General features: G+C 51.0%; 26 protein-coding genes. 16 read left to right on the top strand and 10 right to left on the bottom strand.

Translation table 11 applies throughout. From position 1 onward, the window contains the following. Positions 1-72 precede the first annotated feature (72 nt). From trpB to EOE67_RS03310, 5 genes are read right to left on the bottom strand one after another with little or no spacing between them, the layout of a single operon-like run. The gene (gene trpB / locus EOE67_RS03330) at positions 73-1,320 is read right to left on the bottom strand and encodes a tryptophan synthase subunit beta (protein WP_127697629.1); all 1,248 of its coding nucleotides are present in this window, start codon (positions 1,318-1,320) and stop codon (positions 73-75) included. Then, entirely contained in the window at positions 1,313-2,692 is a 1,380-nt protein-coding gene (gene trpCF / locus EOE67_RS03325; RefSeq protein WP_127697628.1) for a bifunctional indole-3-glycerol-phosphate synthase TrpC/phosphoribosylanthranilate isomerase TrpF, read from the bottom strand. The genes trpB and trpCF overlap by 8 nt, the downstream gene beginning before the upstream one ends. Further along, positions 2,676-3,728 carry an anthranilate phosphoribosyltransferase gene (gene trpD, locus EOE67_RS03320; RefSeq protein ID WP_127697627.1) on the bottom strand — a complete coding sequence of 351 codons (1,053 nt, stop codon included), beginning with the start codon at positions 3,726-3,728 and terminating at the stop codon, positions 2,676-2,678. Before trpD ends, trpCF begins: the two co-directional genes overlap by 17 nt. Continuing rightward, the gene (locus tag EOE67_RS03315; RefSeq protein ID WP_127697626.1) at positions 3,725-4,375 is read right to left on the bottom strand and encodes an aminodeoxychorismate/anthranilate synthase component II; all 651 of its coding nucleotides are present in this window, start codon (positions 4,373-4,375) and stop codon (positions 3,725-3,727) included. Before EOE67_RS03315 ends, trpD begins: the two co-directional genes overlap by 4 nt. After that, on the bottom strand, positions 4,372-5,952 hold the full coding sequence (locus EOE67_RS03310) for an anthranilate synthase component 1 (RefSeq protein ID WP_127697625.1): 1,581 nt from the start codon (positions 5,950-5,952) through the stop codon (positions 4,372-4,374). The genes EOE67_RS03315 and EOE67_RS03310 overlap by 4 nt, the downstream gene beginning before the upstream one ends. A 530-nt stretch (positions 5,953-6,482) precedes the next feature. On the opposite strand from EOE67_RS03310, the gene rnm reads away from it, so the two are divergent. The 5 genes from rnm (at position 6,483) to rluB (ending at position 10,659) form a co-directional block, all read left to right on the top strand. Beyond that, the gene (rnm, locus tag EOE67_RS03305) at positions 6,483-7,382 is read left to right on the top strand and encodes an RNase RNM (protein WP_127697624.1); all 900 of its coding nucleotides are present in this window, start codon (positions 6,483-6,485) and stop codon (positions 7,380-7,382) included. Between the two features lie 126 nt (positions 7,383-7,508). After that, the gene (locus tag EOE67_RS03300; protein WP_127697623.1) at positions 7,509-8,129 is read left to right on the top strand and encodes an L-threonylcarbamoyladenylate synthase; all 621 of its coding nucleotides are present in this window, start codon (positions 7,509-7,511) and stop codon (positions 8,127-8,129) included. 22 nt (positions 8,130-8,151) lie between these two features. Continuing rightward, positions 8,152-8,979: a segregation and condensation protein A gene (locus tag EOE67_RS03295; protein WP_127697622.1), complete on the top strand. Its 828-nt coding sequence runs from the start codon at positions 8,152-8,154 to the stop codon at positions 8,977-8,979. A gap of 42 nt (positions 8,980-9,021) precedes the next feature. Further along, positions 9,022-9,627 (top strand): SMC-Scp complex subunit ScpB, encoded by a 606-nt coding sequence (scpB, locus tag EOE67_RS03290; protein ID WP_127697621.1) that lies wholly within the window; start codon positions 9,022-9,024, stop codon positions 9,625-9,627. 90 nt (positions 9,628-9,717) lie between these two features. Then, positions 9,718-10,659, top strand: coding sequence for a 23S rRNA pseudouridine(2605) synthase RluB (rluB, locus tag EOE67_RS03285; protein WP_127697620.1), 942 nt, complete (start codon positions 9,718-9,720; stop codon positions 10,657-10,659). A 186-nt stretch (positions 10,660-10,845) separates the two neighbouring features. On the opposite strand, the gene EOE67_RS03280 is transcribed toward rluB, so the two are convergent. From EOE67_RS03280 to fliK, 3 genes are all read right to left on the bottom strand, one after another. Beyond that, positions 10,846-11,073 carry a hypothetical protein gene (locus EOE67_RS03280; protein WP_127697619.1) on the bottom strand — a complete coding sequence of 76 codons (228 nt, stop codon included), beginning with the start codon at positions 11,071-11,073 and terminating at the stop codon, positions 10,846-10,848. A 216-nt stretch (positions 11,074-11,289) separates the two neighbouring features. Then, positions 11,290-11,613 carry an EscU/YscU/HrcU family type III secretion system export apparatus switch protein gene (locus tag EOE67_RS03275; RefSeq protein ID WP_127697618.1) on the bottom strand — a complete coding sequence of 108 codons (324 nt, stop codon included), beginning with the start codon at positions 11,611-11,613 and terminating at the stop codon, positions 11,290-11,292. Next, the gene (fliK, locus tag EOE67_RS03270; protein WP_127697617.1) at positions 11,610-13,592 is read right to left on the bottom strand and encodes a flagellar hook-length control protein FliK; all 1,983 of its coding nucleotides are present in this window, start codon (positions 13,590-13,592) and stop codon (positions 11,610-11,612) included. The genes EOE67_RS03275 and fliK overlap by 4 nt, the downstream gene beginning before the upstream one ends. Before the next feature lie 66 nt (positions 13,593-13,658). Between fliK and ccmA the strand changes: the two genes are divergently transcribed. The 11 genes from ccmA (at position 13,659) to EOE67_RS03215 (ending at position 23,390) form a co-directional block, all read left to right on the top strand. Beyond that, positions 13,659-14,306, top strand: a complete 648-nt coding sequence (ccmA, locus tag EOE67_RS03265) for a cytochrome c biogenesis heme-transporting ATPase CcmA (RefSeq protein WP_127697616.1) — start codon at positions 13,659-13,661, stop codon at positions 14,304-14,306. Then, positions 14,300-14,965 carry a heme exporter protein CcmB gene (gene ccmB, locus EOE67_RS03260; protein WP_127697615.1) on the top strand — a complete coding sequence of 222 codons (666 nt, stop codon included), beginning with the start codon at positions 14,300-14,302 and terminating at the stop codon, positions 14,963-14,965. The genes ccmA and ccmB overlap by 7 nt, the downstream gene beginning before the upstream one ends. A 1-nt stretch (position 14,966) precedes the next feature. Next, a complete protein-coding gene (locus tag EOE67_RS03255) occupies positions 14,967-15,716 on the top strand; it encodes a heme ABC transporter permease (RefSeq protein ID WP_127697614.1) in 750 nt (249 codons plus the stop codon). Positions 15,717-15,720: 4 nt separating this feature from the next. Further along, positions 15,721-15,957: a heme exporter protein CcmD gene (gene ccmD, locus EOE67_RS03250; RefSeq protein ID WP_127697613.1), complete on the top strand. Its 237-nt coding sequence runs from the start codon at positions 15,721-15,723 to the stop codon at positions 15,955-15,957. Then, positions 15,954-16,529 carry a cytochrome c maturation protein CcmE gene (ccmE, locus tag EOE67_RS03245; RefSeq protein WP_127697612.1) on the top strand — a complete coding sequence of 192 codons (576 nt, stop codon included), beginning with the start codon at positions 15,954-15,956 and terminating at the stop codon, positions 16,527-16,529. The genes ccmD and ccmE overlap by 4 nt, the downstream gene beginning before the upstream one ends. Beyond that, positions 16,526-18,505 carry a heme lyase CcmF/NrfE family subunit gene (locus EOE67_RS03240; protein WP_127697611.1) on the top strand — a complete coding sequence of 660 codons (1,980 nt, stop codon included), beginning with the start codon at positions 16,526-16,528 and terminating at the stop codon, positions 18,503-18,505. Before ccmE ends, EOE67_RS03240 begins: the two co-directional genes overlap by 4 nt. After that, positions 18,498-19,067: a redoxin family protein gene (locus EOE67_RS03235; RefSeq protein ID WP_127697610.1), complete on the top strand. Its 570-nt coding sequence runs from the start codon at positions 18,498-18,500 to the stop codon at positions 19,065-19,067. Before EOE67_RS03240 ends, EOE67_RS03235 begins: the two co-directional genes overlap by 8 nt. Before the next feature lies 1 nt (position 19,068). After that, on the top strand, positions 19,069-19,551 hold the full coding sequence (locus EOE67_RS03230; protein WP_127697609.1) for a cytochrome c-type biogenesis protein: 483 nt from the start codon (positions 19,069-19,071) through the stop codon (positions 19,549-19,551). Further along, positions 19,548-20,816, top strand: coding sequence for a c-type cytochrome biogenesis protein CcmI (ccmI, locus tag EOE67_RS03225; protein ID WP_127697608.1), 1,269 nt, complete (start codon positions 19,548-19,550; stop codon positions 20,814-20,816). The genes EOE67_RS03230 and ccmI overlap by 4 nt, the downstream gene beginning before the upstream one ends. A 4-nt stretch (positions 20,817-20,820) precedes the next feature. After that, the gene (locus tag EOE67_RS03220) at positions 20,821-21,609 is read left to right on the top strand and encodes an MlaA family lipoprotein (protein ID WP_127697607.1); all 789 of its coding nucleotides are present in this window, start codon (positions 20,821-20,823) and stop codon (positions 21,607-21,609) included. A gap of 266 nt (positions 21,610-21,875) precedes the next feature. Continuing rightward, a complete protein-coding gene (locus tag EOE67_RS03215; RefSeq protein WP_127697606.1) occupies positions 21,876-23,390 on the top strand; it encodes a peptide MFS transporter in 1,515 nt (504 codons plus the stop codon). A 119-nt stretch (positions 23,391-23,509) separates the two neighbouring features. Here EOE67_RS03215 and EOE67_RS03210 read toward each other — a convergent pair whose 3' ends face one another. Together EOE67_RS03210 and EOE67_RS03205 are read right to left on the bottom strand one after the other, a co-directional pair. Beyond that, positions 23,510-23,830: a DUF6170 family protein gene (locus tag EOE67_RS03210; RefSeq protein WP_127697605.1), complete on the bottom strand. Its 321-nt coding sequence runs from the start codon at positions 23,828-23,830 to the stop codon at positions 23,510-23,512. Positions 23,831-23,946: 116 nt separating this feature from the next. Beyond that, the gene (locus tag EOE67_RS03205) at positions 23,947-25,683 is read right to left on the bottom strand and encodes a proline--tRNA ligase (RefSeq protein ID WP_127697604.1); all 1,737 of its coding nucleotides are present in this window, start codon (positions 25,681-25,683) and stop codon (positions 23,947-23,949) included. Positions 25,684-25,697 lie beyond the last annotated feature (14 nt).

Raw genomic sequence — 25,697 nt, 5'->3', positions numbered from 1 at the left:
TGGCGGCTCAAAAAGCCGCATTGTTCGTTTGAAACCCCCGTCTGCGCTTCGCAGCCCAGGCGTTCTCTAAATTTATTGCTGCTGTTGCTGCTGTTGTTTCGCCTGCAGCTGCGCCGAAATTTTGTCTTCAGCTGCTTTTTGCTCGGCGAGCACCGCCATCACATGGCCTAAATCTTTGTCACCACGACCAGACAAATTCACCAGCAACACCGTTGGCTCCGTAGCGGCAGCGGCCATTTTGATGGCATGCGCCAAAGCGTGCGAGCTTTCCAGCGCTGGAATAATGCCTTCGTTTTTCGCGAGCAACTGAAAGGCGGCCAAGGCTTCGTCGTCATTAATCGCCACATATTGGGCGCGGCCAATCGACGCTAAATAAGTATGCTGCGGGCCTACTGCCGGATAATCCAAACCTGCAGAAATGGAATACGACTCTTCAATCTGACCATCGGCGGTTTGCATAATGGCGGTATAAGCGCCGTGCAAAATACCAAAACTACCGGTCGAAAGCGCCGCGCCATGTTGATGGGTGTCGATGCCCATACCACCAGGTTCTATACCAATCAGTTTGACTTGTTCATCCGGAATAAAATCGGCAAACATACCAATGGCGTTCGAACCACCGCCAACACAAGCCAGTACCGCGTCTGGCAATTTACCTTCAGCCAGTAAAATTTGCTGTTTGGCTTCTTCACCAATCATTTTCTGGAATTCACGCACAATCGTTGGGAATGGGTGCGGGCCCGCAGCCGTGCCGAGCAGATAGTGGCTGGTGGCATAACTGCCGGACCAATCGCGCATCGCTTCGTTCACTGCGTCTTTGAGCGTACCAGAGCCGGCCGTGACCGGAATAACAGTTGCGCCCATCAGCTTCATCCGGAACACGTTCGGTTGCTGGCGTTCAATATCTTTAGCGCCCATATAGATTTTGCAGTTCAGACCAAGTAAGGCGCAGGCTAAAGCCGTCGCCACGCCATGCTGACCAGCGCCGGTTTCGGCAATAATGTCTTTTTTGCCCATCCGTTTAGCGAGCAAAGCCTGACCCAGCACCTGATTGGTTTTATGGGCGCCGCCGTGCAGCAAGTCTTCACGCTTTAAATAAATTTTCACCAGCGGATTGGGGCTGATATTGCGGCATAACGTCAGCGGCGTTGGCCGACCGGCGTAATGAGTTAATAAATGCTGAAATTCAGCATGAAAAGCCGGATCGTCCTGAGCATCGATAAAAGCCTGCTCCAGTTGGCGCAGTGCCGGAACCAACAGTTCTGGCACGAACATGCCGCCATATTCGCCGAAATAAGGGTTAAGTGTGCGCTTAGTCATAACTGAATTCTCTGATCTGTGAAAAGGCAAGGGCGATTTTGGCTGGATCTTTCACGCCAGGGGCGGATTCCAGTCCAGAGTTCATATCCAATCCGGCGACCGCCAGCGGCAAGGCTGCAGTCAGGTTTTCCGCGGTCAAGCCACCGGCCAGCATCACTGGTTTTTGCAGCAGTTGTTGCTGCAACAAGCTCCAGTCGAATTTCAGGCCGGTACCACCTGGAATACCGGGGCTAAAACTGTCGAGTAAAATCCTGTCGGCTAACCGGCTAAATTGTGGCAAACGGTCTTTCACCCGATAGGCTTTCCAGATTTGCACCGATTTTGGCAACAATTCACGCAGTTGATGCAGATAACTATCATCTTCGTCGCCATGCAATTGCACCGCAGTTAACCCCAGTTCTCTGGCCACCAACGCCACCTGAGCCAGCGCTTCATTGACAAAAACGCCAACATAACGCAATGGCGCGGCAGCGATGATGCTTTTCGCCTGCGCCTGGCTTACAAAACGCGGCGATTTTGGATAAAAAATCAGCCCGCCAAAATAGGCGCCGGCTTGTTCCACCAACTGCGCTTGCTCCGGCGTGGTCAAGCCACAGACTTTATGCTCGCCGAGCACTAAAGCCCGTACCGCAGATTCTAAATCCGGCTGCGCCATCAAGGAGCTACCGACCAAAAAGGCTTTCGCCACTTTGCGTAAATGCCGCACTTGATGGTTATGGTAAATACCTGATTCTGATACCACTGGTGTACCAGGCGGAATAAGCCGCGCCAGCCGGAAACTGGTGTCGAGATTGGTTTCTAAGGTGCGTAAGTCGCGGTTATTAATGCCAATCAGCTCAGCTTTAAGCTCAACGGCACGAAAGGTTTCCTGCTCGTTACTGACTTCAGTCAACACCGTCATATTCAAACTGTGCGCCGTATCCGCCAGCAGGCGATATTCGGCATCATCCAGCACCGACAACATCAGCAGCACCGCATCGGCGCCAAGCAACCGGCCAAGGTAAATCTGATAAGGGTCGATGATAAAATCTTTATGCAGTAGCGGTTGTTGCACTTTGAGTCGCATCTGCGCCAGGTAGTCGTAACTACCCTGAAAAAACTTGCTGTCGGTCAGCACTGAAATGCAGTCGGCGTATTTACCATAGACCCCCGCAATTTCATCCAAATCAAAATGGGCGCGAATAAGACCTTTGGACGGCGAGGCTTTTTTGCATTCCAGAATAAACCGGGCACCGGGTTTTAACAGTGCTTGCAAGAAATTGCGCGACGTTGGCCGCACTTCGCTCTGAAAGGTCTCCAGCGGTCGTTGTTCCTTTTGCGCCGCCAGTTCCAGCCGTTTATGGCTGATGATAGTGTCAAGCACGTTGGCCATGACTGATCTCCTGTAATAGCGTCAGCGCTGTACCTGCTTTGCCTTGTTGTAAATGTTGCAGCACTTGCTGCGTCAATCCGGCTAAATCTTCACCCTGACCGGCAATTTTGCGCATCGCGGCGACATTGGCGGCAATAGCAGCCAGATGGGCTAAAGGTGCTGTGCCTTGCAAAATTGCCCGGCTGGCGGCGGCGTTTTCGGCTGGTTTGCCACCGGCTAAATCGCTAAGTTCAATCGGCGCCAGCCCGAAATCGGCTGCGGTGAGCGTAAATTTGTGTAGCTTTCCGTCTTTGACTTCAGTCACTTGGGTTACGCCATGCAAAGCGATTTCATCACAACCGGCACCATGCACCACCCAGGCGCGCTCAACGCCGAGTTGCAATAAGGCTTGCGCCATCAAATCGCAAAGCTTGGCATCATAAACGCCAAGCAGCTGAAACTTCGGTGCCACCGGGTTTAATAACGGCCCCAATAAATTAAACAAAGTCCGGGTTTTTAAGGCGGTGCGCACCGGCATCGCATGGCGAATGCCCGGGTGATACAACGGCGCAAATAAAAAGCTGACCCCGGCATCGCAGAGCGCTGTTGCCGCCGTTGCCGGGCTTTGCTGAATATTGACGCCAAGCTGCTCCAGTAAATCGGCCGAGCCGCTTTGCGAAGATACGCTGCGATTGCCGTGTTTGGCCACTTTCAGGCCAAAATCTGGTGCCACTAAGGCCGCCGTGGTCGAAATATTGATGGTATTGCTGCCATCACCACCGGTACCACAACAATCGATACTGGCAAACTCAACTTTGGGAAAGACGGTGGCGGCTTTACGAAACGCCAACGCCGCACCAGCGATTTCATCGGCGGTTTCCCCTTTGAGTTTCAGCGCTATTAATACCGCTGATAACAACACCGGCTCAACTTCACCATGCGCCACAGCGCTGAAAAAAGTCTCGCTTTGTTGCTGGCTCAGACTTTCGCCGCTGAGTAGTTGGTGCAAATAAGGCTGTGCTGCAAAGCTGCTACTTTCGTTTGAAACAGTTGTCATACGCCACCTCCGGCTGTTTGGGGCGCGATTGGGGCGAGTGATTGTGTGAGATAAGCCAGACTTTGCGCCAATAAAGGTTTACCTAAAGTGGTTAAAATCGACTCCGGGTGAAATTGAAAGCCCAATGCCCGGTCTTGTTCCTGCACGATTGCCATCGGAATATGTTGATAATTCGCAATCACTTGCAGCGCATTGGGCATTTCGGTGGCCATCAACGAATGATAACGCGCTACCGGAAAGGGCCTTGGCAAACCGGCAAACACCGGATGATCGGTAAGCTCAATCTTTGATGTTTTACCATGCACAGTTTCACCCGCCCGGCCCACCACACCGCCATAATGTTCCACCAACGCCTGATGGCCTAAACAAATGCCGAGCATCGGGAATTTACCGGCGCAAAGTGCAATCAGCTCTGGCATCGAACCAGCTTCTGATGGCGCGCCAGGGCCTGGCGATAGCAGCAGTACAATATTGGCGCCAGCTTGTTGATCCTGAAGCATTTTGTCGAAAATAAACGCCGCTGGCACCGTATTGCGGTACAGCTTTAACTCACAATCGAGCTGCGCCAGTTCATCAACCAGGTTGTAGGTAAAAGAGTCTTTATTATCCAGCAGATAAACTACTGTTTTTGTTTTTGACGAATTCATTTGGCACCTCCTGCGGCGAGAATTGCGCTAATCACCGCTTGCGCCTTACTGCGGGTCTCATCCGCTTCCGCTTGGGCGACAGAATCAAACACCACACCAGCGCCGGCCTGAATATAAGCGGTGCCGTTGGCGACATAAGCACTGCGAATGACGATGCAGCTGTCAAAATCGCCGTTGCCAGCGAGATAGCCAACAGCGCCGCCATAACTGCCGCGTTTTTTCCCTTCAACTTGCCGGATCAGCTCCGCCGCCCGCACCTTCGGCGCACCGACTAAAGTGCCCATATTCATACAAGCCTGATAGGCATGCAGTGCATCCAGCTGCGGTTTGAGCGTGCCAACCACGCGCGATACCAAATGCATCACATAGGAATAGCGGTCGACTTTCAATAATTCTTTGACATAACGACTGCCCGGCACACTAATGCGCGCTACATCGTTGCGGGCTAAATCGACCAGCATCAGATGTTCAGCTTTTTCTTTTTCGTCCTGGCGCAGTTCCAGTTCAATCCGGCTATCAAGATCGCGGTCAATCTGACCTTTGGCATTAAAACCACGGCGGCGGGTACCGGCGATCGGATAAATTTCGACCTGCCGGCTTTGTGCATCAAATTTCAGCGCCGATTCCGGCGAAGCACCAAATAGGGTAAAGGCCGGATCTTGCAAGAAAAACATATAAGGACTGGGGTTTTGGGTTTTAAGCTTGGCATAAGCGCTGAGCGGGCAAGGGCAGGGCAAACTGAAACAACGACTTGGCACCACCTGAAATACATCGCCGGCCACGATATTGTGTTTTAGCATTTCCACTTGCGCCACAAAGTCGCTGTCAGCGATATCGACGTTGGCGGCATTGCTGCTGGAAGCAGTAGCAACAGCAGGTACAAATACCGGTTGTTGTTTTAACGTCTGGCTAAGTTGCTCTAACCTTTTGCCAACGACAAAACAGTTGGCCATGGCGGTGTCGCCACAAAAAATATTACCAATCAACCGGCTTTGCTGTGTTTGATGGTCCAGCACCAGCACGGTTTCGGCCAGATAAAACAAATAATCCGGGCACTGATTTTCAGCGGTCGGCACCTGCGGTAATTGCTCCACAGTAGCGACCATGTCGTAGCCAATCACGCCACCCAAAAACACCGCAAAGGGTTCATCACTTTGATTTTTAAGCTGATGTTGCAATATGCGTAACACGTCAAATGGATGCGGCGCGACCAGCTTGCTGTCTTCATCAAGCAGCGGATCCGGACGCTTAAAATTGATCAACAGTGGATTATTGCCACTGATACTGGCACGCGTTGACAGTTGTCCGGTGATAAAGGGTAATAACAAAGCGCCGTTTTCGCTGATGGCGGTGATGCTGACTTGTTCGCCCTGACACTCAATCCGCAGTGCGGCATCAATCAACATCAGGCTTTTTAAATTGTCTTTGCTGTCAATTTCAGCAGATTCAAGCAGCAATGAATAAGGACTATCGGCAGCGAGCTGCTGATAGCAGGCTAATGGATCGGCCTGATAAGGAACGGTTTGGCTGATGCTGGCAACCTGACCGATTTCGGTGGTGATGTGACTAAAAATCATAAATTTATCCTGTAGTTAGTTTTTACAATCATCGACAGTGGGCCCTGAATTTGCCCCCGAAAATTGCCACCAGCGCCAGGAAATTAACATGATTGAACTCATGGTTTAGTACTCGTCTTGGTTGAAAAATTACAAAAAAAAAGCCCGTTCGTTGAAACGGGCTTCTTGGGATTATTTAAGGGTAAACAACGCCAACACACGCCCGTTAAGGAGTATGCCACCACCAGCTAATAGCCTGAGTAAATTGCGTTGTAAATTGAGACATCAGAAAGCACCCTAAAATTGATGCCCTATAAAACCTCAAATCGGGGGCGGGCGTCAAGATGAAATCTGCGGAAATTGAAAATAAAACGTTTAGATGTCTAAAAGTCTGTGTTCGCCTGCGTAGCATTCGTGCAGAGAGTCGCTGTGCTGGTGGCAACAAACATTCAGCTGGATGGGTGATTTATGGCACAATGCGCTTCTGCAAAAGTGGCAATACGCTGTACCGTCGCTTTCATTGTTAGTTTTTAATACCGCCGGACTTGTTCATGAAAATAGATTTACATAGCCATACCTTTTGCTCGGATGGTCTGTTAAGCCCGGCAGATCTGGTCCGCCGCGCTGTTGAGAAAAAAGTGCAGGTGCTGGCGATTACCGATCATGACACCACAAACGGTCTGGCCGCTGCGCATGCTGAAATTGCCGCTGCCCAGCTACCACTGCAATTGATCAACGGCGTCGAAATCTCCACCAGCTGGTATGAATTCGAAATTCATGTGGTCGGGCTCAATATCAATCCAGCCTGTCCGGAATTTCAAAGCAGATTAGAAAGCCAGCAGCAACGCCGGCTGGAGCGAGCTACTGAAATGGCGCGACGACTTACCAAATACCAGGTGCCGGATTGTTTACCTGCGGTATTGGAACTAGCCAACGGCGCTGCGCTCACCCGCACTCATTTTGCCCGGCATTTGGTCAATATTGGCAAAGCCAGTTCACTGAACAACGTGTTTAAAAAATATCTGGCGCGCGGCAAAGCCGGTTATGTGCCGAATAACTGGGTCGAACTGGCCACTGCGGTGCAGTGGATCCACGATGCAGGCGGTATTGCGGTGCTGGCGCATCCGCTGAAATACAACCTCAATGGCAAATGGCTGACAAAATTAATGCGCGAATTTGCATTGGCTGGCGGTGATTCGGCTGAGGTGGCATCACCCCAGCAAACGCCGGTGCAAAAACGCGAGATTTGGCGCCTGTGTCAGTTGTTTGAACTCACCGCGTCCGTGGGCTCAGATTTTCATCAACCGACCGACTGGAATGAGCTTGGCCGTGGTTTGTATATGACCGACGATATAGTGCCGCTGTGGCGCGACTGGACTTTTAACGAAGCCTTATGGGCAGCTGAAACGGCCACATCGCAGACGAGTGAGACGGCGGTAATTTTAAATTAGCCGATGTCCTGATGATGCACCGCTGCGCTTGAAAAATCGCTAAATCCTTGCTATTGCTAATAAAACACAACTTTTGCTAATAAAACAACTTTCATCAAGCTGGCAAAAGCTGGCAGGGAGCAGGCGATGAGCCAGTTTTTTTACGTCCACCCGGAAACGCCCCAAAGCCGTTTGATTAAACAAGCAGTGCATATTATCAAACAAGGTGGCGTGGTGGTGTATCCGACCGACAGTGGTTATGCCTTGGGTTGCCATATCGGCGATAAAGCGGCGATGGAGCGGATTTTACAAATTCGCCAAATTAGCGGTGATCACCATTTGACGTTAATGTGCCGCGATTTATCTGAGTTGTCGGTATATGCCAAAGTAGAAAATACCGCTTTTCGCTTGCTGAAAAACAACACGCCTGGTGCCTACACCTTTATCTTGCGCGGCACCAAAGAAGTACCCAAACGGTTGCTTAACGAAAAGAAAAAGACTATTGGCCTGCGTATTCCTGATCACAAAATTGCCTTGGCGTTATTGCAGGAATTGGGCGAACCACTGATGTCGAGCAGTTTAATTCTGCCGGGGCAAGAGTTTACCGAATCTGATCCGGAAGATTTACGCGATCAATTGGAGCGGCAAGTCGATTTAATTATGCACGGTGGTGTGTTGCCGGGGAATCCAACGACGGTGATTGATTTATCGGACGACGTGGCGGTGGTGGTACGGGAAGGTGCCGGTGATGTGAAACCTTTTCTGTAATGCGTCTTGAGTATGCACGGCCATGAGCACTGAACTTCCGGGCGTTGAAACGCTGACCCCCTTAACGGTGCAACAACCACTTCCGCTGGCCTTTGTCCGCGGCGAAGCGGTGCATCTGCGACCGGACGATTTATATATTCCGCCTGACGCCTTAGAAGTGCTGCTGGAAGCCTTTGAAGGGCCACTGGATTTTCTGCTTTACCTTATTCGCAAACACAAATTTGATATTGTCGACTTACCGGTCAATGAAATCACCCGGCAGTACATGAACTATATCGACCTGATGCAGGGCATGAACTTTGAACTGGCCTCAGAATATCTGGTAATGGCGGCGATGCTGGCGGAAATTAAATCGCGGTTATTGTTACCGCGCCACGAGCACCAGCCGGAAACCGAGTTGGATCCCAGAGCAGAGCTGATCCGCCGCTTGCAGGAATATGAACAATTTAAGCAAGCCGCCACCGATTTGGATGCGCAGCCACGCCAGGATCGCGATTTTTTCCTGGTCAAAGCGGATCTCGCCACCAACTTCGCACCTTTAGTGATTTTGCCGGATGTGTCGCTGGCGGATTTAGTGGCTGCCTTGGCCGATGTTGCAAAAAGAGTCAAAGATTTTCAGCATCACCATATTTCCAAAGAAAAACTCTCGACCCGTGAGCGGATGAGCCGGATTTTGGAGCAGCTCAAAGCCAACGACGGTTATCTGGTGTTTGAGCAGTGTTTTAGCCTGGAAGAAGGCCGCGCCGGGGTAGTAGTGAGTTTTCTGGCAATTTTAGAGCTGGTGAAAGAAAAACTGGTTTTGCTGGATCAAGTACAAGCCTATGGTCAGATCCATCTGAAGTTGGCATAATGCGCGCCGTTATCCGGCTCTCAATCCCTACAGGATCCCTGCATGGCCGCCAAAATCAATGACAGTCAACTTGCCCAATTACTGGAAGCAACCTTGTTCGCCAGCGAGCGACCTTTGACGGCTGATGAATTGACTGCAACAGTGCTCAGTGATTTTGCCATTAGCAACAAACAGTTGCAGATGGTGATTAAGCAACTGATGTTGGATTATCAGGGGCGCGGTATTGAATTAGTCGCAACCGCCAGCGGTTATCGCTTTCAGACTAAAAGCGAGTGGAGCGAATATTTGGCGCGCTTGTGGCCAGAACGTTCACCACGATATTCGCGCGCAGTACTGGAAACTTTGGCGTTGATTGCCTATCGTCAACCGATCACCCGCGGCGAAATTGAAGCGGTGCGGGGTGTGACGGTGAGCAGCCAGATCATGCGGACTTTGCTTGATCGCGGTTGGGTAAAAGTGGTGGGCCACAAAGAAGTGCCGGGTCGGCCTGGTTTGTACGCCACCACCAAAGAATTTTTAGATTATTTTGGGTTAACCGACTTAGCGTCGTTACCTGCCTTAACCGAGTTTTCAGCCCAGTCTGTGCTTAGCATGGAAACTGAAGCTCTTTTTGCCACCGCAGTGGCACAGACAACAACTTTACAGTAGGCGAAATCCACTAAGTTATTGTAGTGCAAGGTTTAATTATCATGCAATTAACCACTGCCAACACAGTCGGGATGACTGAGGAGTAGAATGATGAGTGAAAAATTACAGAAAATACTGGCCCGTTCAGGCGTAGGTTCCCGTCGTGAGATGGAAACCTGGATCAGCGCTGGTCGGGTCACTATTGATGGCAAGTTAGCCACTTTAGGTGACCGCGTGTTGCCAACCCAGGCAGTACGGGTCGATGGCCATCCGGTGAAACTGGCTTCAGAAACCGAGCAGATTTGCCGTGTCATTGCTTACCATAAACCGGAAGGCGAAATTTGTTCCCGTACCGATCCGGAAGGTCGGCCAACCGTGTTCGACCGTTTACCAAAAATCCGCGATTCACGCTGGATTGCGATCGGCCGGTTGGATATCAACACCTCAGGTTTATTGTTGTTCACCACCGATGGCGAACTCGCTAACCGCTTAATGCACCCGAAATTTGAAGTTGAACGTGAATACGCGGTGCGGGTGTTTGGTGATGTCACCGATGCGATGATCCAGAAACTACGCACCGGCGTGGAACTGGAAGACGGTAAAGCAGCCTTTAAGAAAATCAAAGCCAGCGGCGGCGAAGGGATTAATAAGTGGTTCAACGTCACCTTAACTGAAGGCCGTAACCGCGAAGTGCGCCGGATGTGGGAATCACAAGGCGCCGTGGTAAACCGCTTGATCCGGGTCCGTTATGGCGATCTGATGTTACCAAAACACTTACCAGCAGGTGGTTACACCGAATACGCGCTGGAAGAAGTGAACTATCTGCGCAAAGTGGTGCATATGGATTACGAAACGGAAACGTTGGCGAAACCGGAAGACAAGGAAGAGCGACGTCGTCGCATGGCATCGATTAAACGTGCCGTACGCAAGCATCAGATTTTGCAGAAAAACCCGGAATTAAAAGCCAAAGCCGAGAAAGAAGCAGAACAAAAAGCCAAAGCGAAAAAGCCGTCTAAGCCGGTGTTTAAAGGTAAAAAACGTACCCGCGATTAATGAATCGGTTATTGTTTTGTAGCAGCGACACCTATTTAAAAAAGGCCTCACAGTGAACTGCTGTCAGGCCTTTTTGTTTGGGTCATAAAAAATAAGCCTGCACCAATCGCGACACAGGCTTATGAACGGAGAATTCAGTCGGAACTAAATTGGGTTATTCGGATAAGTGCTTACTCACCAATTCAGTTAATAATACGTATCTGAGGCCTGATGGATCTGAGGCTCGTCCTGCAAATCTTCAAAGCTAATGGCAAAATGCTGTTGGTTGTCATGAATATCCTGTAGGTACACGGCTCGGTCCTGAGCATCAATCCAGCTGACGATCCCAACGCCTTTTTTACTTTGGCACAACATGCCGAGTTTCAGATCCTGCACATTCATCGCTTGGTCCTCATTCAGTTGATATTCAGTCAAGACTTATCAGGTTAGACGATGATTTTAGCTTTGCAGATCTCCGACCAGTTGTATTTAAACCTAAGCGCACAATTTCAAAGTGAATTTATTTTTTATGTTCTGCAAGAAAAGTCGGATTTTTTCGACCTTTCGGTAAATTTGGGGACATTGAGCTGAAAACAGTACTGTTGTGAGTTGTTGTCGCGACAAATTCGAATCGTTTTTTCAAATATGGAATTAAGTTTTTAAATCAATCCGCTGGTGAATATTGGTCCACTGATCCGGGAATTTGCCTTGTAGCACATAAGAAAAGGCAATCAGTTCCGCGATCAGCAGGTACAGCTCTTTGGGGATTTGATCACCAAGTTCAATTTGCCGCAGCAGTTTGCTGAGTTCTTCATCTTCGTGGATCAACACGCCGTGTTCCCGCGCTAGCGCGATAATTTCATCAGCCAACTCGCCATGGCCTTTGGCGACAATTTTGGGGGCTGATTGGCCATCGTAGTGCAGGGCAATGGCGGCCTTGTCGTTGTTGGTTTTGTTATAACTTTTGTCAGTCATACCCGTACCGCCAATAAACTGTTGCTGCGGGCAAACAACTGCTCCGGAATTTTGCCAAGCTGGCATTGGGCTTCGGTCACCGCAAGCCCCTGCATTTTTAGCCGGTCTTTGAGCAGCGGCAAAAATTGCTCCGCGCTACTGACCACGGTCGCTTGCTCGGCGTAAAACTGCAAACTGACTTCCAGTCCGGTCAACCGTACTTGTACCAATAAATGTCCGGCAGCAGCTAAATCAAATTTCATCGTCAGCTGCCATTGCATCCGTTTGGCTTCACCGGCTTTACCATCCGCTTCCCGCTCGGTCAAAGCCAACTCGGCAAAGCGGCTCTCGCCTTGTTGCACCAACGGTAACTGAATATAGAGCTGCTGGTGCTGTTGTGGGGTTTGTGCTTGTTCGGCGGTGGCGAACTGCGCGCCTTGCATTTTGCTGGCATGCCCGGCCAGTTGTTTTAGCAATTGACTGGATTGGGTTTGATCCAGCTGGGCCACCAGATTTTGCAGCCGTTGCGCCGGGCTGGATTTCACCTCTGCTGTCGGCTGATTACCTAGCCGTCCTAACAAAAGTTGCAACGCAGCCGCCAGCGTACTGGCACTGCTGGGGGTCTGGCTGAGTTGTTGCAGCGGATTAAATTGCAATGCTGCCGTAAGCTGCTGCTGCAACTGAGTTTGCAAAATGGGCCGAGAGGTATCCAGTGTCTGCGCTTTAAGTTCTTTTAAAATGGCGAGCACAGCTGGCGGTAGCTCCGGTAGTTCCAATAGCGGGTCGACCGTTGGGTTTTGCAGCGGCAGCCATTGCCGCCAGGCGTTACTGACATCGACCGCGATTTTCGGCTGTGGCGGATTGACTTGTGCCGCTGATGGTGACGATTGCCATTGAATGGCTCTGTTCAGTGCCGTGCTTTCAACTTTTATTTGCATCGCTGCGGTTGGATCGGCACTGAGTTGCAATTGCCAGGATGGCGTTTTTCCGGTGACCGGCATCGCCTGAAGTTGCCAGTTTGGTAGGGAAGCCGTTTTGGTGTTGGTAGACGGCAGTTCCAGTTTTCCCAATTGTAACTGGCTACCGTCTGAAGATATTCGGTCTGGCTGCAGCGCTTTTGCCAACACCGGTAACAAGGCGATGGTCTGTGCGGCAGTCAACACTTGTGGTTTCTGGCTTTGGTTGGCCGCTGCAATTTGTGGGGTGGCGGCTACAAGCTTGTCGGGCGTGATGGTACCCGTCTGCGCGCTGGCCTTTATGTGATCGGTCACTTGTTTTGTGGTGTCTGCGCTTGGTTGACTCCGCTCTGCCGGCGCATCCTGCACCGAGACACTGATTTTAAGTTGCCCTTGCACCAGTTGCACCGTCAGCTGCGCCAATTTCGGTTGTTGCATCGGCCAGTCGGCAGCGCCATCAAGCCAGCTGGCCGGTAGTTGTAACTGCTGCTGATTTGGCAAGGTCAGTACGAGCTGTTGTTGCTGGCGTTGCAGCTGCACCAGTATGGTCAGCGATTGTTGCTGTTGGGCGCCGAGCAGTTGCAGCAATTGTGATGGCTGCAACGCAATATTTACCGGCGCTTGCTGGGATTGGATTTGCAGTTGGCCTTGTGTGCCCGGTTGCAGCTGCAATTGGAGTTGCAGTTGTGTATTGGTAGGCGCTTGCTGACCCGGCATTAGCCCCGAATGTGAGCCGGAAAGCTGACCTTGCAATTGGCCATTTAAAGTGACCTGTGTCGCCAGTGCCTGATTCGCAACCTGCTGATTTTGTAGTGCCGCTGGTGACTGCGACGTTGCTTGCAACAACAAAGCAGTTTGTTGCGGCGTTAACTGAATTTGCACCGGGCCTTGGGGGGTTGCTACATGCAGTTGACCTGCGCCATCCGAGCCAATATTCAGCAGCGCCTGATACAAAGTATCAGGTGTCAGTTTCAGACTTTGCAGGATGGGTTGGGTCCTGCCTGAGCCAATCTGTAATAACGCATCAAGATTGATCTGGTTCATATTTCCGGCTATTGCTTCGGCTATCAAGGTTATAGCGCATTCGTATTCTACTGCCAATATGCTAAGATGCGCGCTGTTTTTTCGAAGAGTAGCGCCGACCCCGTGTTAACTGCCAGCAATCTTTGTTGTGTTCGTCAGGACCGCATTTTGTTCGAAGCTGTCAACCTAGAATTGACGGCGGGCCAGCTATTACAGATTGGCGGAAAAAACGGTGCTGGCAAAAGCAGTTTGTTACGCATTCTGGCCGGTCTCGGCCAGCCAGACGATGGCGAAGTACTCTGGCAAAACCTGCCACTTACAGAAAGTGACTTTCCACAAAACCTGTGTTTTATCGGCCACTTAAGTGGCATCCAACCGCAATTAACTGCCCTTGAACATTTAGAATTCTGGCAAGCAGCTTTTGGCCTTGCCCCCACAGATGGTTATCAGGTGCTGGCAACTTTAGGTTTGGCTGGACTGGAAGATATCCCATGTCAGCTGTTATCGGCGGGCCAGCAGCGCCGGGTCTCTTTAGCCAGATTATGGCTGACCAACCGTCCGTTATGGATTCTAGACGAGCCTTTTACTGCGCTGGATCAATCAGCGATTTTGCTGTTACAGCAAAAGTTTACCGAGCATCTTGCCAGCGGCGGCGCCATCATTCTGACCACCCATCAGCCACTGACACAGCAATTTCCTGCAGCCCAATTGTTGGAGCTTGCTTACCGATGGTGATGTTTAAAGCAGCTTTTGTCCGTGAATGGCGGTTATTGGCGCGGCAAAAGGCCGATTGGCTGAATCCGCTGATGTTTTTCCTGATCGTGTTAACCCTGTTTCCGCTCGGCATTGGCGCCAAGCCCAATTTGCTGGCAGAAATTGCCCCGGGCATTATCTGGATTGCGGCATTGCTTAGTGTGCTGCTCGGGGCGGAGCGGTTATTTAAAGACGATTTTCGCCAGGGCGTGCTGGAGCAGTTGGTCGCCGCTGAACAACCGCTGTTGGCTTATGTGCTGGCAAAAATTGTCAGCAGCTGGTGTAGTACCGCTTTGCCGCTGTTATTGATGTCGCCGCTGATTGCATTATTGTTAGGGCTGGATAGCGCGGCCTGGCTGGCGGTATTACTGACTTTGCTGCTTGGCACACCGCTGCTGAATTTATTAGCAGCACTCGGCGCGGCCTTAACACTTTCTGCCGACAAAGGTGGCATTTTGCTGGCGTTACTGATTTTACCTTTGTATATTCCGCTGCTTATTTTTGCCAGTGCCGCGGTGGATCAAGCCAGTCTTGGTTTGGACTATTCGGGACAACTGGCCGTATTAAGCGCTATGTTATGTCTGGCGCTGGCACTGGTGCCGCTGGCCGTGCTTAAAGCATTAAAACTAAACGTGGGGTGATATGTTTAAGTGGCTTGATCCATATGCAAAACCAGAAACATTGTACCGAATTTGCGGGTTATGGTTCCCTTGGTTAATGACTGCAGCAGTGGCAACTTTGCTGCTTGGTACCGTCTGGGGATTGGCTTTTACCCCGGCCGATTATCAGCAGGGCGACAGTTACCGGATCATTCATATTCATGTGCCTTCGGCGATTTGGTCGATGGGCGCGTACAGCAGCATGGCGATTGCCGCCTTGATAGCGCTGGTGTGGCAGGTGAAAGCGGCGCAGTGGGCCGTTGGTGCTATTGCGCCGATTGGCGCGGTATTTACCGTGATAGCGCTTTTTACCGGCGCCGCCTGGGGCAAACCGATGTGGGGTACCTGGTGGGTGTGGGATGCGCGCCTTACCTCAGAGCTGATTTTATTGTTTTTGTATTTAGGCGTGATTGCGTTGTCTGGTGCTTTTGCTGATCGGCAAACCGGCGCCAAAGCTTCGGCATTATTGGCGATTGTCGGGGTGGTGAATCTGCCGATCATTCACTTTTCAGTGGAATGGTGGAACACACTGCATCAGGGCGCCACTATCACCAAATTTGCCAAACCTTCGATTGACGCCAGCATGTTGTGGCCGTTACTGATTTCGATCCTGGCTTTTGGTTTATGGTTGGCAGCTTTGACTTGTCTGCGGCTGAAAACAGCGATTTTACAAAACGAGCAACATAGGCCCTGGGTGCGACAACTGGCGGCTTCAGCGGTGAAAGGGGAGTAAGCAGATGCCAGAGTTACATTTTTCTTCCTGGAATGCATTTTTTGCGATGGGCGGTTATAGCCTGTTTGTCTGGTTATCTTTTGGCGTTACTTTCGCCTTGCTTGGGCTGTTATGGTGGTTTAGTCAGTCTGGACACCGGCAGATCCTGAAGGGAATTGCTGCTAAACAAGCCAGAGAATTCAGGGTACAGCAACAGTTACTTCAGCAGTCAGAGCAACAAAAACAGGAGCAGTCGGCATGAATCCAAGACGTAAACAGCGGCTGATGGCAGTCAGTGCCATTTTGTTGTTATTAAGTGGTGCTGTTGGTGCGATGTTGTATGCATTGCAGGAAAATGTCGATTTGTTCTACACGCCAAGCCAGTTGCTGGAAGGCATTGGTAAAGACAAGGTCAAACCGGTACCAGGCCAAAGATTACGGATTGGTGGCATGGTGGTGCCAGGTTCGGTAAAACGCGATGAAACGACGTTAAAAGTCAGCTTTGATCTGGTCGATACCGGGCCTATTGTCACAGTGCATTATGAAGGTATTTTGCCAGACTTGTTCCGCGAAGGGCAGGGCATCGTCGCCCAAGGCACTTTGTTGGATGCCACCAATATCGCGGCCACTGAAGTGCTGGCCAAGCACGATGAAGACTATATGCCACCGGAAGTCGCTGCGGCGATGAAAGGCATTAAACATGTGCCGCCTTCAAAAAATTCCCCGCAACAAACATACCCGGCGCAAAATTATCCATCGCAAAGCTATCCGACAAAAACCGAACCAGATCAATCGTCCCAGCAACCAAAACCAGCAACTGAGGCGAAGCAATGATCCCGGAAATTGGTCAACTGGCGCTGACCTTTGCGCTGGCGTTATCCTTGCTGCTGGCGGTAGTGCCTTTATACGGCAGTTTTGTTGCCAATCAACGCGCGTTGTTGTTGGCAAAACCTTTGGCTATCGGCATGTTTTTGTTGAGCGCTTTCGCCATGGGCTGCCTGACCTATGCCTTTTTCCACAGTGATTTTACCGTGATCAACGTGGCCAGTAATTCCAGTACCACCTTGCCCTGGTATTTTAAAATGACTGCCAGTTTTGGCTCGCACGAAGGTTCGATGCTGCTGTGGGTCACCATGCTCACGCTCTGGACGGCCTTAGTGGCAACCTTTTCCAAATCGCTGCCGCTATTGATGCAAGGCCGTATTTTGGGTGTGCTTGGGATCATTTGCCTTGGTTTTATTGCTTTTTCGTTATTTATGTCCAATCCGTTTGCCCGTAGTTTGCCGTTTTATCCGGTGGAAGGTCGTGATTTAAATCCGCTGTTGCAGGATTTTGGCATGATCGTGCATCCGCCGATGTTGTATCTGGGCTATGTTGGTTTTGCGGTGTCCTTTGCATTTGCTATCGCCGCGCTGATTGGCGGTAAATTTGACAGCACCTGGGCGCGTTGGGCCAGACCCTGGACCTTAGCCGCCTGGATGTTTTTAACCTTGGGCATCATGCTCGGCAGTTGGTGGGCTTATTACGAGCTTGGCTGGGGCGGCTGGTGGTTTTGGGATCCGGTTGAAAATGCCTCTTTTATGCCATGGCTGGTTGGTACTGCATTATTGCACTCGCTGGCGGTCACTGAAAAACGCGGCACCTTTAAATCCTGGACTGTGCTGTTGGCCATTGCGGCATTTTCCTTAAGCCTGATGGGCGCATTTTTGGTGCGCTCCGGGGTGCTGGTGTCGGTGCATTCTTTTGCCACCGATCCAAGTCGCGGTATGTATTTATTGATATTTTTCCTGCTGGTGGTTGGCGGCTCGTTATTCTTGTATGCAATGCGGATGCATGCCGTGCGCTCACAAGCGCGTTACCAGTTATTCAGCCGCGAAGTATTGCTGTGGGGCAATAACGTGTTTTTGCTAACGGCAACACTGGTAGTGTTCCTTGGCACCATGTATCCGCTGTTTCATAAAGAACTTGGCCTTGGTTCCATTTCCATCGGCGCGCCGTTTTTTGATCAGATGTTTTATTACATAGCGATCCCATTCAGTTTGCTGCTGGGTTTAGGCCCTTGGGTACGCTGGAAGCAGCAAACCTTGCCGCCGCTATTAAAGCCTTTGACGCTGGTGCTGCTGGCGGCTTTAACCTTGGCACTTGGTTATCTGACGTTATTCCAACAACTGGCCGCCAATCTGGCATTGCTTGGCATGTTGCTGGGCGCCTGGGTTGGCATGTCAGCGATCGGCGAAGTCTTTCAGCGCATGCAGCAGCTTGGTGGCGTGAGTGCTGGTTTTGGCCGGTTGCAGGCCAGCCATTGGGGCATGACCATCGCGCACATCGGTTTTGCCGTGCTGGTGATTGGCGTGGCGATGACCAAGACGCTCAGCATCGAAACCGATATGCGGATGAAAATTGGCGATACCGCAAGCCTGGGTGGTTATGAGTTTAAGTTGCTGGACGTGTATGAACTCAAAGGCGCCAATTACGGCGGTCAGGCGGCTGAACTCGCCGTGACCGAACAAGGCCAGCCTGTTGCGCAGCTCCACGCCGAAAAACGTTTTTATCCCATTCAGAAAACCGTGATGACCGAAGCGGCCGTGCACGCCAGGCTCAGCCGTGATTTATTTGTGGCGCTGGGTGAGGAAATGTCTGGGCCGTCCTGGTCGGTGCGGGTGTATGTGAAGCCGTTTGTGCGCTGGATTTGGCTTGGTGGTTTGCTCATGGCATTGGGTGGTCTGATTGCATTGCTGGATAAACGCTATCGTCGTCGCAGCGAGCCTTCAGATAAACCGGAACCGCAGCAGGAGCCAGCCAATGCGTAAGTTGTTATTTTTTATTCCGTTTGCGCTCTTTATTGGCTTGAGTATGTTTTTGTTCAGCGGCTTGTTTTCTGATCCGCGTCAACATGGATCTGCGCTGGTCGAACGGCAATTACCACAATTTCAGTTGCCGGATTTGATGCAACCCACCAAGTTGTTAACCGCAGATGAGCTGAAAGGTGAGCCGTATTTCCTCAATGTCTGGGGCACCTGGTGTCCAACCTGCAATGCCGAGCTGGCGTTTTTAACGCAGCTTCGCCAGCAAGGGGTGCGAATCGTTGGTTTGTATTATGTACAACCGCTGGACGCAGCTTTTGGCGAGACTTTTGACCTGCCAGCCTTGCAAAAGGACGTACAGCAAAAGCTAGGCGAGCAAGGCAATCCGTACCAGTTTAATTTGCTGGACGAACATCGGACGCTGATTTTTGATTTAGGCGTCAGCGGTGCCCCTGAAACATTTTTGGTCGATGCCGATGGCGTGATCCGCGCCCATCATGTCGGTGATATCAACCCGCAAAACTGGCCGGCGCTGGCTGAAGCCTATCAGCAACTGGTGAGGAAATAACATGCGGATTGTGATGTTGTTGCTCTGTTTTTTCACCACTTTGCCTTTGTTAGCTGCCGAAGAAATTTTGCCTTTTGCCGATCCTAAACAGCAGGCTCTGTTTCGCGAATTGACCCATGAACTCCGTTGCCCGAAATGCCAAAACCAAAATATCGCTGATTCAAATGCGGTGGTGGCGGTTGATATGCGCAAAAAGACTTATGAGTTGGTGCAGCAAGGGCAAGATAAAGCGCAAGTGATTGAATATATGAAACTGCGTTATGGCGATTTTGTGCATTATCAGCCGCCGCTGCAACTCAGCACCATTTGGCTGTGGTTATTGCCAGCTTTGTTAGTGCTGGGGATGGGGGTATTTGTGGTTCGGAAAAATAACCAGCAGCAGTTGCTGGTGAACGAGGACGTTTCATCAGAACTCGATGCTGAACTTCAGGCAATGATTGATGAAGCGACAGTCAAACCAAACACAGGGGATAAACCAGCATGATTTTGAACCTGATCTTTGCCGCACTGATGTTATTGCTTTGTGCCGCGGCGTTAATTTTCTGGCCACGCAGCGCAAAATCCACTGCTGATCAAAGCCAAAAAGAGTTATTTCGTGAACGCCTGCAACTGTTAGTGCAAGCGCGGGATTATGGCGAGTTAGCGGAAGAAGATTTTGCTACCGCCGCTGCGGAGCTAAAAAGTCAGTTTCTGGCGCAGCAGCAACACCGCCTGGTCTCACCTGAAAAACGGCATTTTAAACTCGAGTTCGCGATGCTGTCGGTCGTCGTGCTGGTGGTTGCTATTGGCTACGGCCTGAATGGCCATTATCGCCAGCTGGCCGATTGGCAAACCGCGCAACAGAATTTACCGTCTTATGGCGAGCGCTCGTTACTGAATAAAGGCGAGCCGCTTTCTGAAAAAGAGGTAACGTTGTTTGGGCTGGCGCTTCGCACCAAGCTCGCCAACGAAGGTGACGACGCTGTGGCCTGGTTTGTGTTGGGACGGATTTGGTTCTCCCAGGGTTTAGTTGACGAAGCGATTGAATCTTTTGAACGGGCACTGAGTCTGACCCCTGACCGCAGCAATCTGTTATTAAGTTACGCCCAGGCACTGTTGGTCACTGAAAGTGCGGAAAATCTGCAAAAAGCCGCCCGTAGTCTGGGGCGGGTGCTGGAAGTGGATCCGGGTAATCAGGATGCGCTGGCGATGCTGGCATTGATTGCGCAGGAACGCGGTGACTTCGCCGAAGCCAAGGCAGCCTGGCAGGTGGTACTGGCGCAAATTCCGGCCGATGACCCAAGACGTAGCATGATTGAGCAACAGTTGGCACAGTTGCCTGCGGCAAAGCAAGCCGCTGAACCTACGGCTACGGAAGCAACAGCAGCAACGGCGACTGCAACTGAAAAAAACACTGCAGATCTGCCCGCGAGCGGCCGTCGTATCAGCCTTGAGCTGACGATACCGCCAGAGCTTGCGGCAAAATTTGCCAATGCAACCTTGTTTGTGGTGGCCAAAGCGGTGGCCGGTTCGCCGATGCCATTAGCAGTTCAGAAATTACCGGTGCAAGCGGGTACACAACAGATTGAATTGACTTCAGCCATGGTGATGCAAGCCGGTTGGGGTCTCGATAATGTCGACCAGGTGTTGGTCTCAGCGCGGTTAAGTCAGTCAGGAACAGTCACAAAAACTGCCGGCGATCCGGAAGTACAGTCCAAAGCGCTTGACCTGAGCAAAGGCCCGGTCAAGCTCAGTTTAACAATGGAGTAAATGGATGAATCCAATCATTAAATTATCACTGGCGACCGCGCTGCTTTCGCTTGCAGCCTGTAGCAGCAAGCCGCAAACGCCTGCAACAGAAACCGCTGCTGCGACGAACGCTTCAGATGCCTCCCAAGCGGCAGTTTATCAGGATGAGCGCGACCCGTTTGAGTCGTTTAACCGCTCGATGTGGACCTTTAACTACGATTATCTGGATGAATATCTGTTACGTCCTGCTACTGTCGGTTATATGGCGGTGGTGCCAAAACCAGCCCGTACCGGTTTATCCAATCTGGTGAATAACCTGAACGAGCCAGCCAATTTTTTCAACGGCTTATTACAAGGCAAACCGAAACATTCTGCCATCAGTGCCGGCCGGTTTCTGGTCAATAGTACTGTCGGTTTAGTCGGATTGATTGACGTAGCCACGCCGATGGGTCTGGATGTCAAAGAAGAAGATTTTGGTCAGTCGCTGGGTGTTTGGGGTGTGGGGCAGGGGCCGTTTTTGATGATCCCGGCGCGCGGCCCAAGCACGGTGCGCAATTTTACCGGCGAACTGGTCGACAACCTATATTTTCCGATGTCGGTGCTGAACACGCCACAAACCATCGCTAAGTTTACCATTGGCGCTTTATCCGGTCGTGAAGCGCTCATGGCGCAGGAAAAGCTGCTGAATGACTCGTTAGATCCTTATGCTTTTGTCAAAGACGCTTATTTCCAGCGTCAGGACTATCAGCTGTATGACGGTAATCCGCCTGAGCAGGAAGTCGACGAAGCCGCATTGGAAGAGTTTCTGGAGTGATCGGAGCTGTTAGAAAACGGACCCAGCCAATAGCTGGAACGTTTGAATAACAAGCTAAATCCGATGGATTATTCGGCAAAAAGGGGCATCCATCCGGACTGCCCCTTTTCATTTGGCGGTCGGTGCGGTATAAACGGCTGTCAAAAACAAATACCCTCAACTTACAGATAATTATTAGAAACAGGAAATACCAGCATGCCTACGAAGATCAGCGCCCTCACGCTGGTGGCAATGTTGTGCCTGACACCCTGCAAAGGAGCGATCCGATGAGTCAGAGTTCAACAACTGCCACTGCTATCCAGCCAGAATTTGATACCTTATGGGGCCATCCAAAACCGCTATGGATGTTGTTTATGGCCGAGTTCTGGGAACGTTTTGCGTTCTACGGTATTCGCTGGGCCTTAACTTTATATATTGTTGCGCAATTTTTTAACGGTGATGCTGGTGGCGAAGGTTATGCCAGCCGCACTTACGGTGCTTATTTAGCACTGGTCTATGCCACTGCGATTTTTGGTGGTTATGTCGCGGATCGGATCATCGGCTATCAAAAGTCGATTTTGCTTGGCGCGGTGGTGATGTCGCTTGGCCTCTTTATGATTATGCTGCCAAATCAGCAGCTGTTTTTACTGGGTCTGTCGACGGTGATTGTCGGTAATGGTCTGTTTAAGCCGAATATATCGTCGCTGGTTGGTAAGCTGTATGCACAGAATGACGACCGTCGTGACCGTGGTTTTACCATTTTTTACATGGGTATCAACTTAGGTGGTTTCCTGGCGCCATTAGCCACGGGTTATCTGGCCTCAGAAATTTTCGGTACGCCACAACATCAGAATTATAAAGTGGTGTTTGGCGCGGCCGGTATCGGGATGTTGATCAGCACCATCTGGTTCTTTATTGGTCGTGCACAGCTCAAGGGCACCGGTTTACTGCCGGAAGATCCACCTGCTGGTAACAACATGCTGAAAACCATCATTGGTATCGTGGTGGCTATTCCGGCGGTTTATGCGCTGATGGCTTTTGTGGGTGCGCAGGCACTGGCTTGGTTATTAGGTCTGTTGTTTATTGCGGTAGCGGTTTATCTGCTGGCTGAAGCGAAAAAAACCGGCCGCGTGCAGCTGGATCGGGTGATTGCCCTGTTAGTGCTGTTTGGTTTTAACGTCACCTTCTGGATGTTCTTCGAACAGGCCGGTAGTTCGTTTAACTTCCTGGCGCAGAATCTGGTCAATCGCGATATGTTTGGTGATGGTAGCTTTATCTTCCCGACAGGCTGGTTCCAGAGCATCAACTCGCTGGCGATTTTAGCCTTTGCCCCGGTGCTGAGTTTCATCTGGTATCTGACGGCAAGCAAGAAAAAAGAGCCAAGTATCCCGTTTAAATTTGGTCTGGGCTTACTCGGCAATGCGCTTGGTTTTGTGGTGCTGATGTATGCACTGACTAATTTGGTGACTGGGGATGGTTTAATTCCGCTGTGGCCGCTGGTGGCTTGTTATGTGCTGCAATCGATTGGTGAGCTGTGCTTGTCGCCGATTGGTCTGTCGATGGTAACCAAGCTGGCTCCGGCGCGCGTGGTGGGTCTGGCGATGGGTGGTTGGTTCTTATCGGTCGCAACCGGTAACAATCTGTCAGGTTTACTGGCAGGTGAAATTTCCGGGGAAACCGGGATGACGATTGAATCAGCGCTGGCCGGTTTTAGCTTCAGCTTCTATCTGCTGCTAGGCGCAGGTATTGTGCTGCTGCTGATTTCGCCATTGATCAACAAACTGATGCATGGCGTGAAGTAACACCTTGGTGTTAGTCATGAAAAAGCCGGCTGGAAATTGCCGGCTTTTTTTTGGCAATGTGTTGTTCAAAAAGTAGGGCGACACTCACCGCGTCAGCGGTAGTGCGCCGAATTTGTGGCTCAATCCGCAACGTTTGCTTCGTTAAGCTGTAGTTGCTGCCGCGCCTGGCGCAGCAAAGGTGCGACCAACAAAAACGTTAATGGTCGGGTCAGGAGTGGATACACCAGCACTAGCAGCACAGCCCACAATAACGCTTCCGGAATGGTCGCGGCGCGGGCAATCGCCATAAAAGGTGGGATCAATACCAGTAGCTTTAATACATTCAGCAGTAACTTTTTTGGCACCGGCAATAAATCGCTGGCGCGGCGGATCACGGCCATCCGCTCGCGAAAATTCAGGCCTTTGAGTTCAGGCAGCGACTGACTATTCCAATACAACATGATGATTCTCACTTTGCTCTTTGTGATAACGGCTACGTTGGCAATAAAAAGCCCGATCTCACATCAGATGATTTCGGGCTTGTGCACTCAGGCTATGATTGCCTATTGCTAGTTTGTTACTTCAGCTTTTGTTGCAGTTCAGCCACCACCGCATCCAGATCCAGCACGGTTTTTTCACCAGTGCGACGGTTTTTATATTCGACCTTCCGCTCGTCCAGATTCCGCTCACCGATAATAATATGGTGTGGCACGCCGACCAGTTCCATATCTGCAAACATCACACCAGGGCGCTCTTTGCGATCGTCAAACAGCACTTCAAAACCGGCAGCGGTCAGCTCTTTATAAAGCTGCTCGGCAGCTTCCTGAATCCGTACCGACTTATGCATATTCATTGGCACAATCGCCACCTGGAACGGCGCAATTGCATCCGGCCAACTGATGCCGTATTGGTCATGATTTTGTTCAATGGCTGCCGCTACAATCCGCGACACACCCACGCCATAACAACCCATGGTCATGATCTGGTGCTTGCCTTCTTCATTCAGCACACCGGCTTTCATCGCAGCGGCATATTTTTCGCCGAGCTGGAAAATATGACCAACTTCAATACCGCGTTTTACGACTAACTTGCCTTTGCCACATGGGCTTGGGTCGCCTTCGACTACATTACGCAAATCAGCAGTCTGATAGTTTTGAATGTCGCGGTCGAAGTTGACACCGGTCAGATGGAAGCCGTCTTTATTGGCGCCGGTGACAAAATTGGCCAGTACTGCAGCTGAATGGTCGACAATCACCGGGATGGTTAAACCAACCGGGCCAATTGAGCCTGCACTAGCGCCAGTGGCCGCCAGAATTTCTGCTTCAGTGGCAAACGTCAGTGGCGATGCCAGCAGCGGATGTTTGTCGGCTTTGATTTCATTGAGTTCGTGATCGCCACGCAGCACCAGCGCGACCAGGCCCTGTGGTGCTTTATCATCGGATTTAGCATTGGCTTTGACCGCATGCACCAGCAAGGTTTTGATAATTTGGGTGGCGTCGATATTCAGCAGCGTCGACACTTCAGCAATGGTTTTGGCATTTGGCGTGGCCACTTCAGCAACAGCTGCTGTTGCGGCAGGGCGGGCAACTGCAGGCGGCAGCGCATCGGCTTTTTCAATATTGGCGGCGTAATCACTTTGGTCAGAGAATACAATGGCGTCTTCACCGGAAGCGGCCAGCACGTGGAATTCGTGAGAAACGGCACCTCCAATGGCGCCGGTGTCGGCCAGCACTGGGCGAAAATCCAGGCCCAGACGGGTGAAAATGTTGCTGTAAGCCTGATACATCGCCTGATAAGTCTGCTCTAAACTGTCCTGACTTAAATGGAAGGAATAAGCATCTTTCATTAAAAATTCACGCGCGCGCATCACGCCAAACCGCGGCCGGCGCTCATCACGGAATTTGGTCTGAATTTGGTATAAGTTAATTGGCAGCTGTTTGTAGCTGCTGATTTCTTTGCGAACTAAATCAGTGATGACTTCTTCGTGGGTTGGGCCAAGTACAAAATCACGCTGGTGACGGTCTTTAAAGCGCAGCAGCTCAGCGTCCATTTGTTCCCAACGACCCGATTCCTGCCACAGTTCAGCCGGTTGCACCATCGGCATCAGCACTTCTAAGGCGCCGGCTTTATTCATTTCGTCGCGGACAATGTTCTCAACTTTGCGCAAGACCCGCAGGCCGGTCGGCAACCAGGTGTACATGCCGGACGCTTCGCGGCGGATCATGCCGGCGCGCAGCATCAGTTGATGGCTGATAATTTCGGCATCGGCCGGGGTTTCTTTTAAGGTAGAGACTAAATACTGACTGGTGCGCATAACCTTTCCACTGT

Origin of the sequence: Rheinheimera riviphila (assembly GCF_004005945.1) — a bacterium.
Classification (GTDB): Bacteria; Pseudomonadota; Gammaproteobacteria; order Enterobacterales; family Alteromonadaceae; genus Pararheinheimera; species Pararheinheimera riviphila.
Note: the sequence above shows the minus strand (reverse complement) of the source record. Positions and strands in the feature narration are given on the sequence as shown.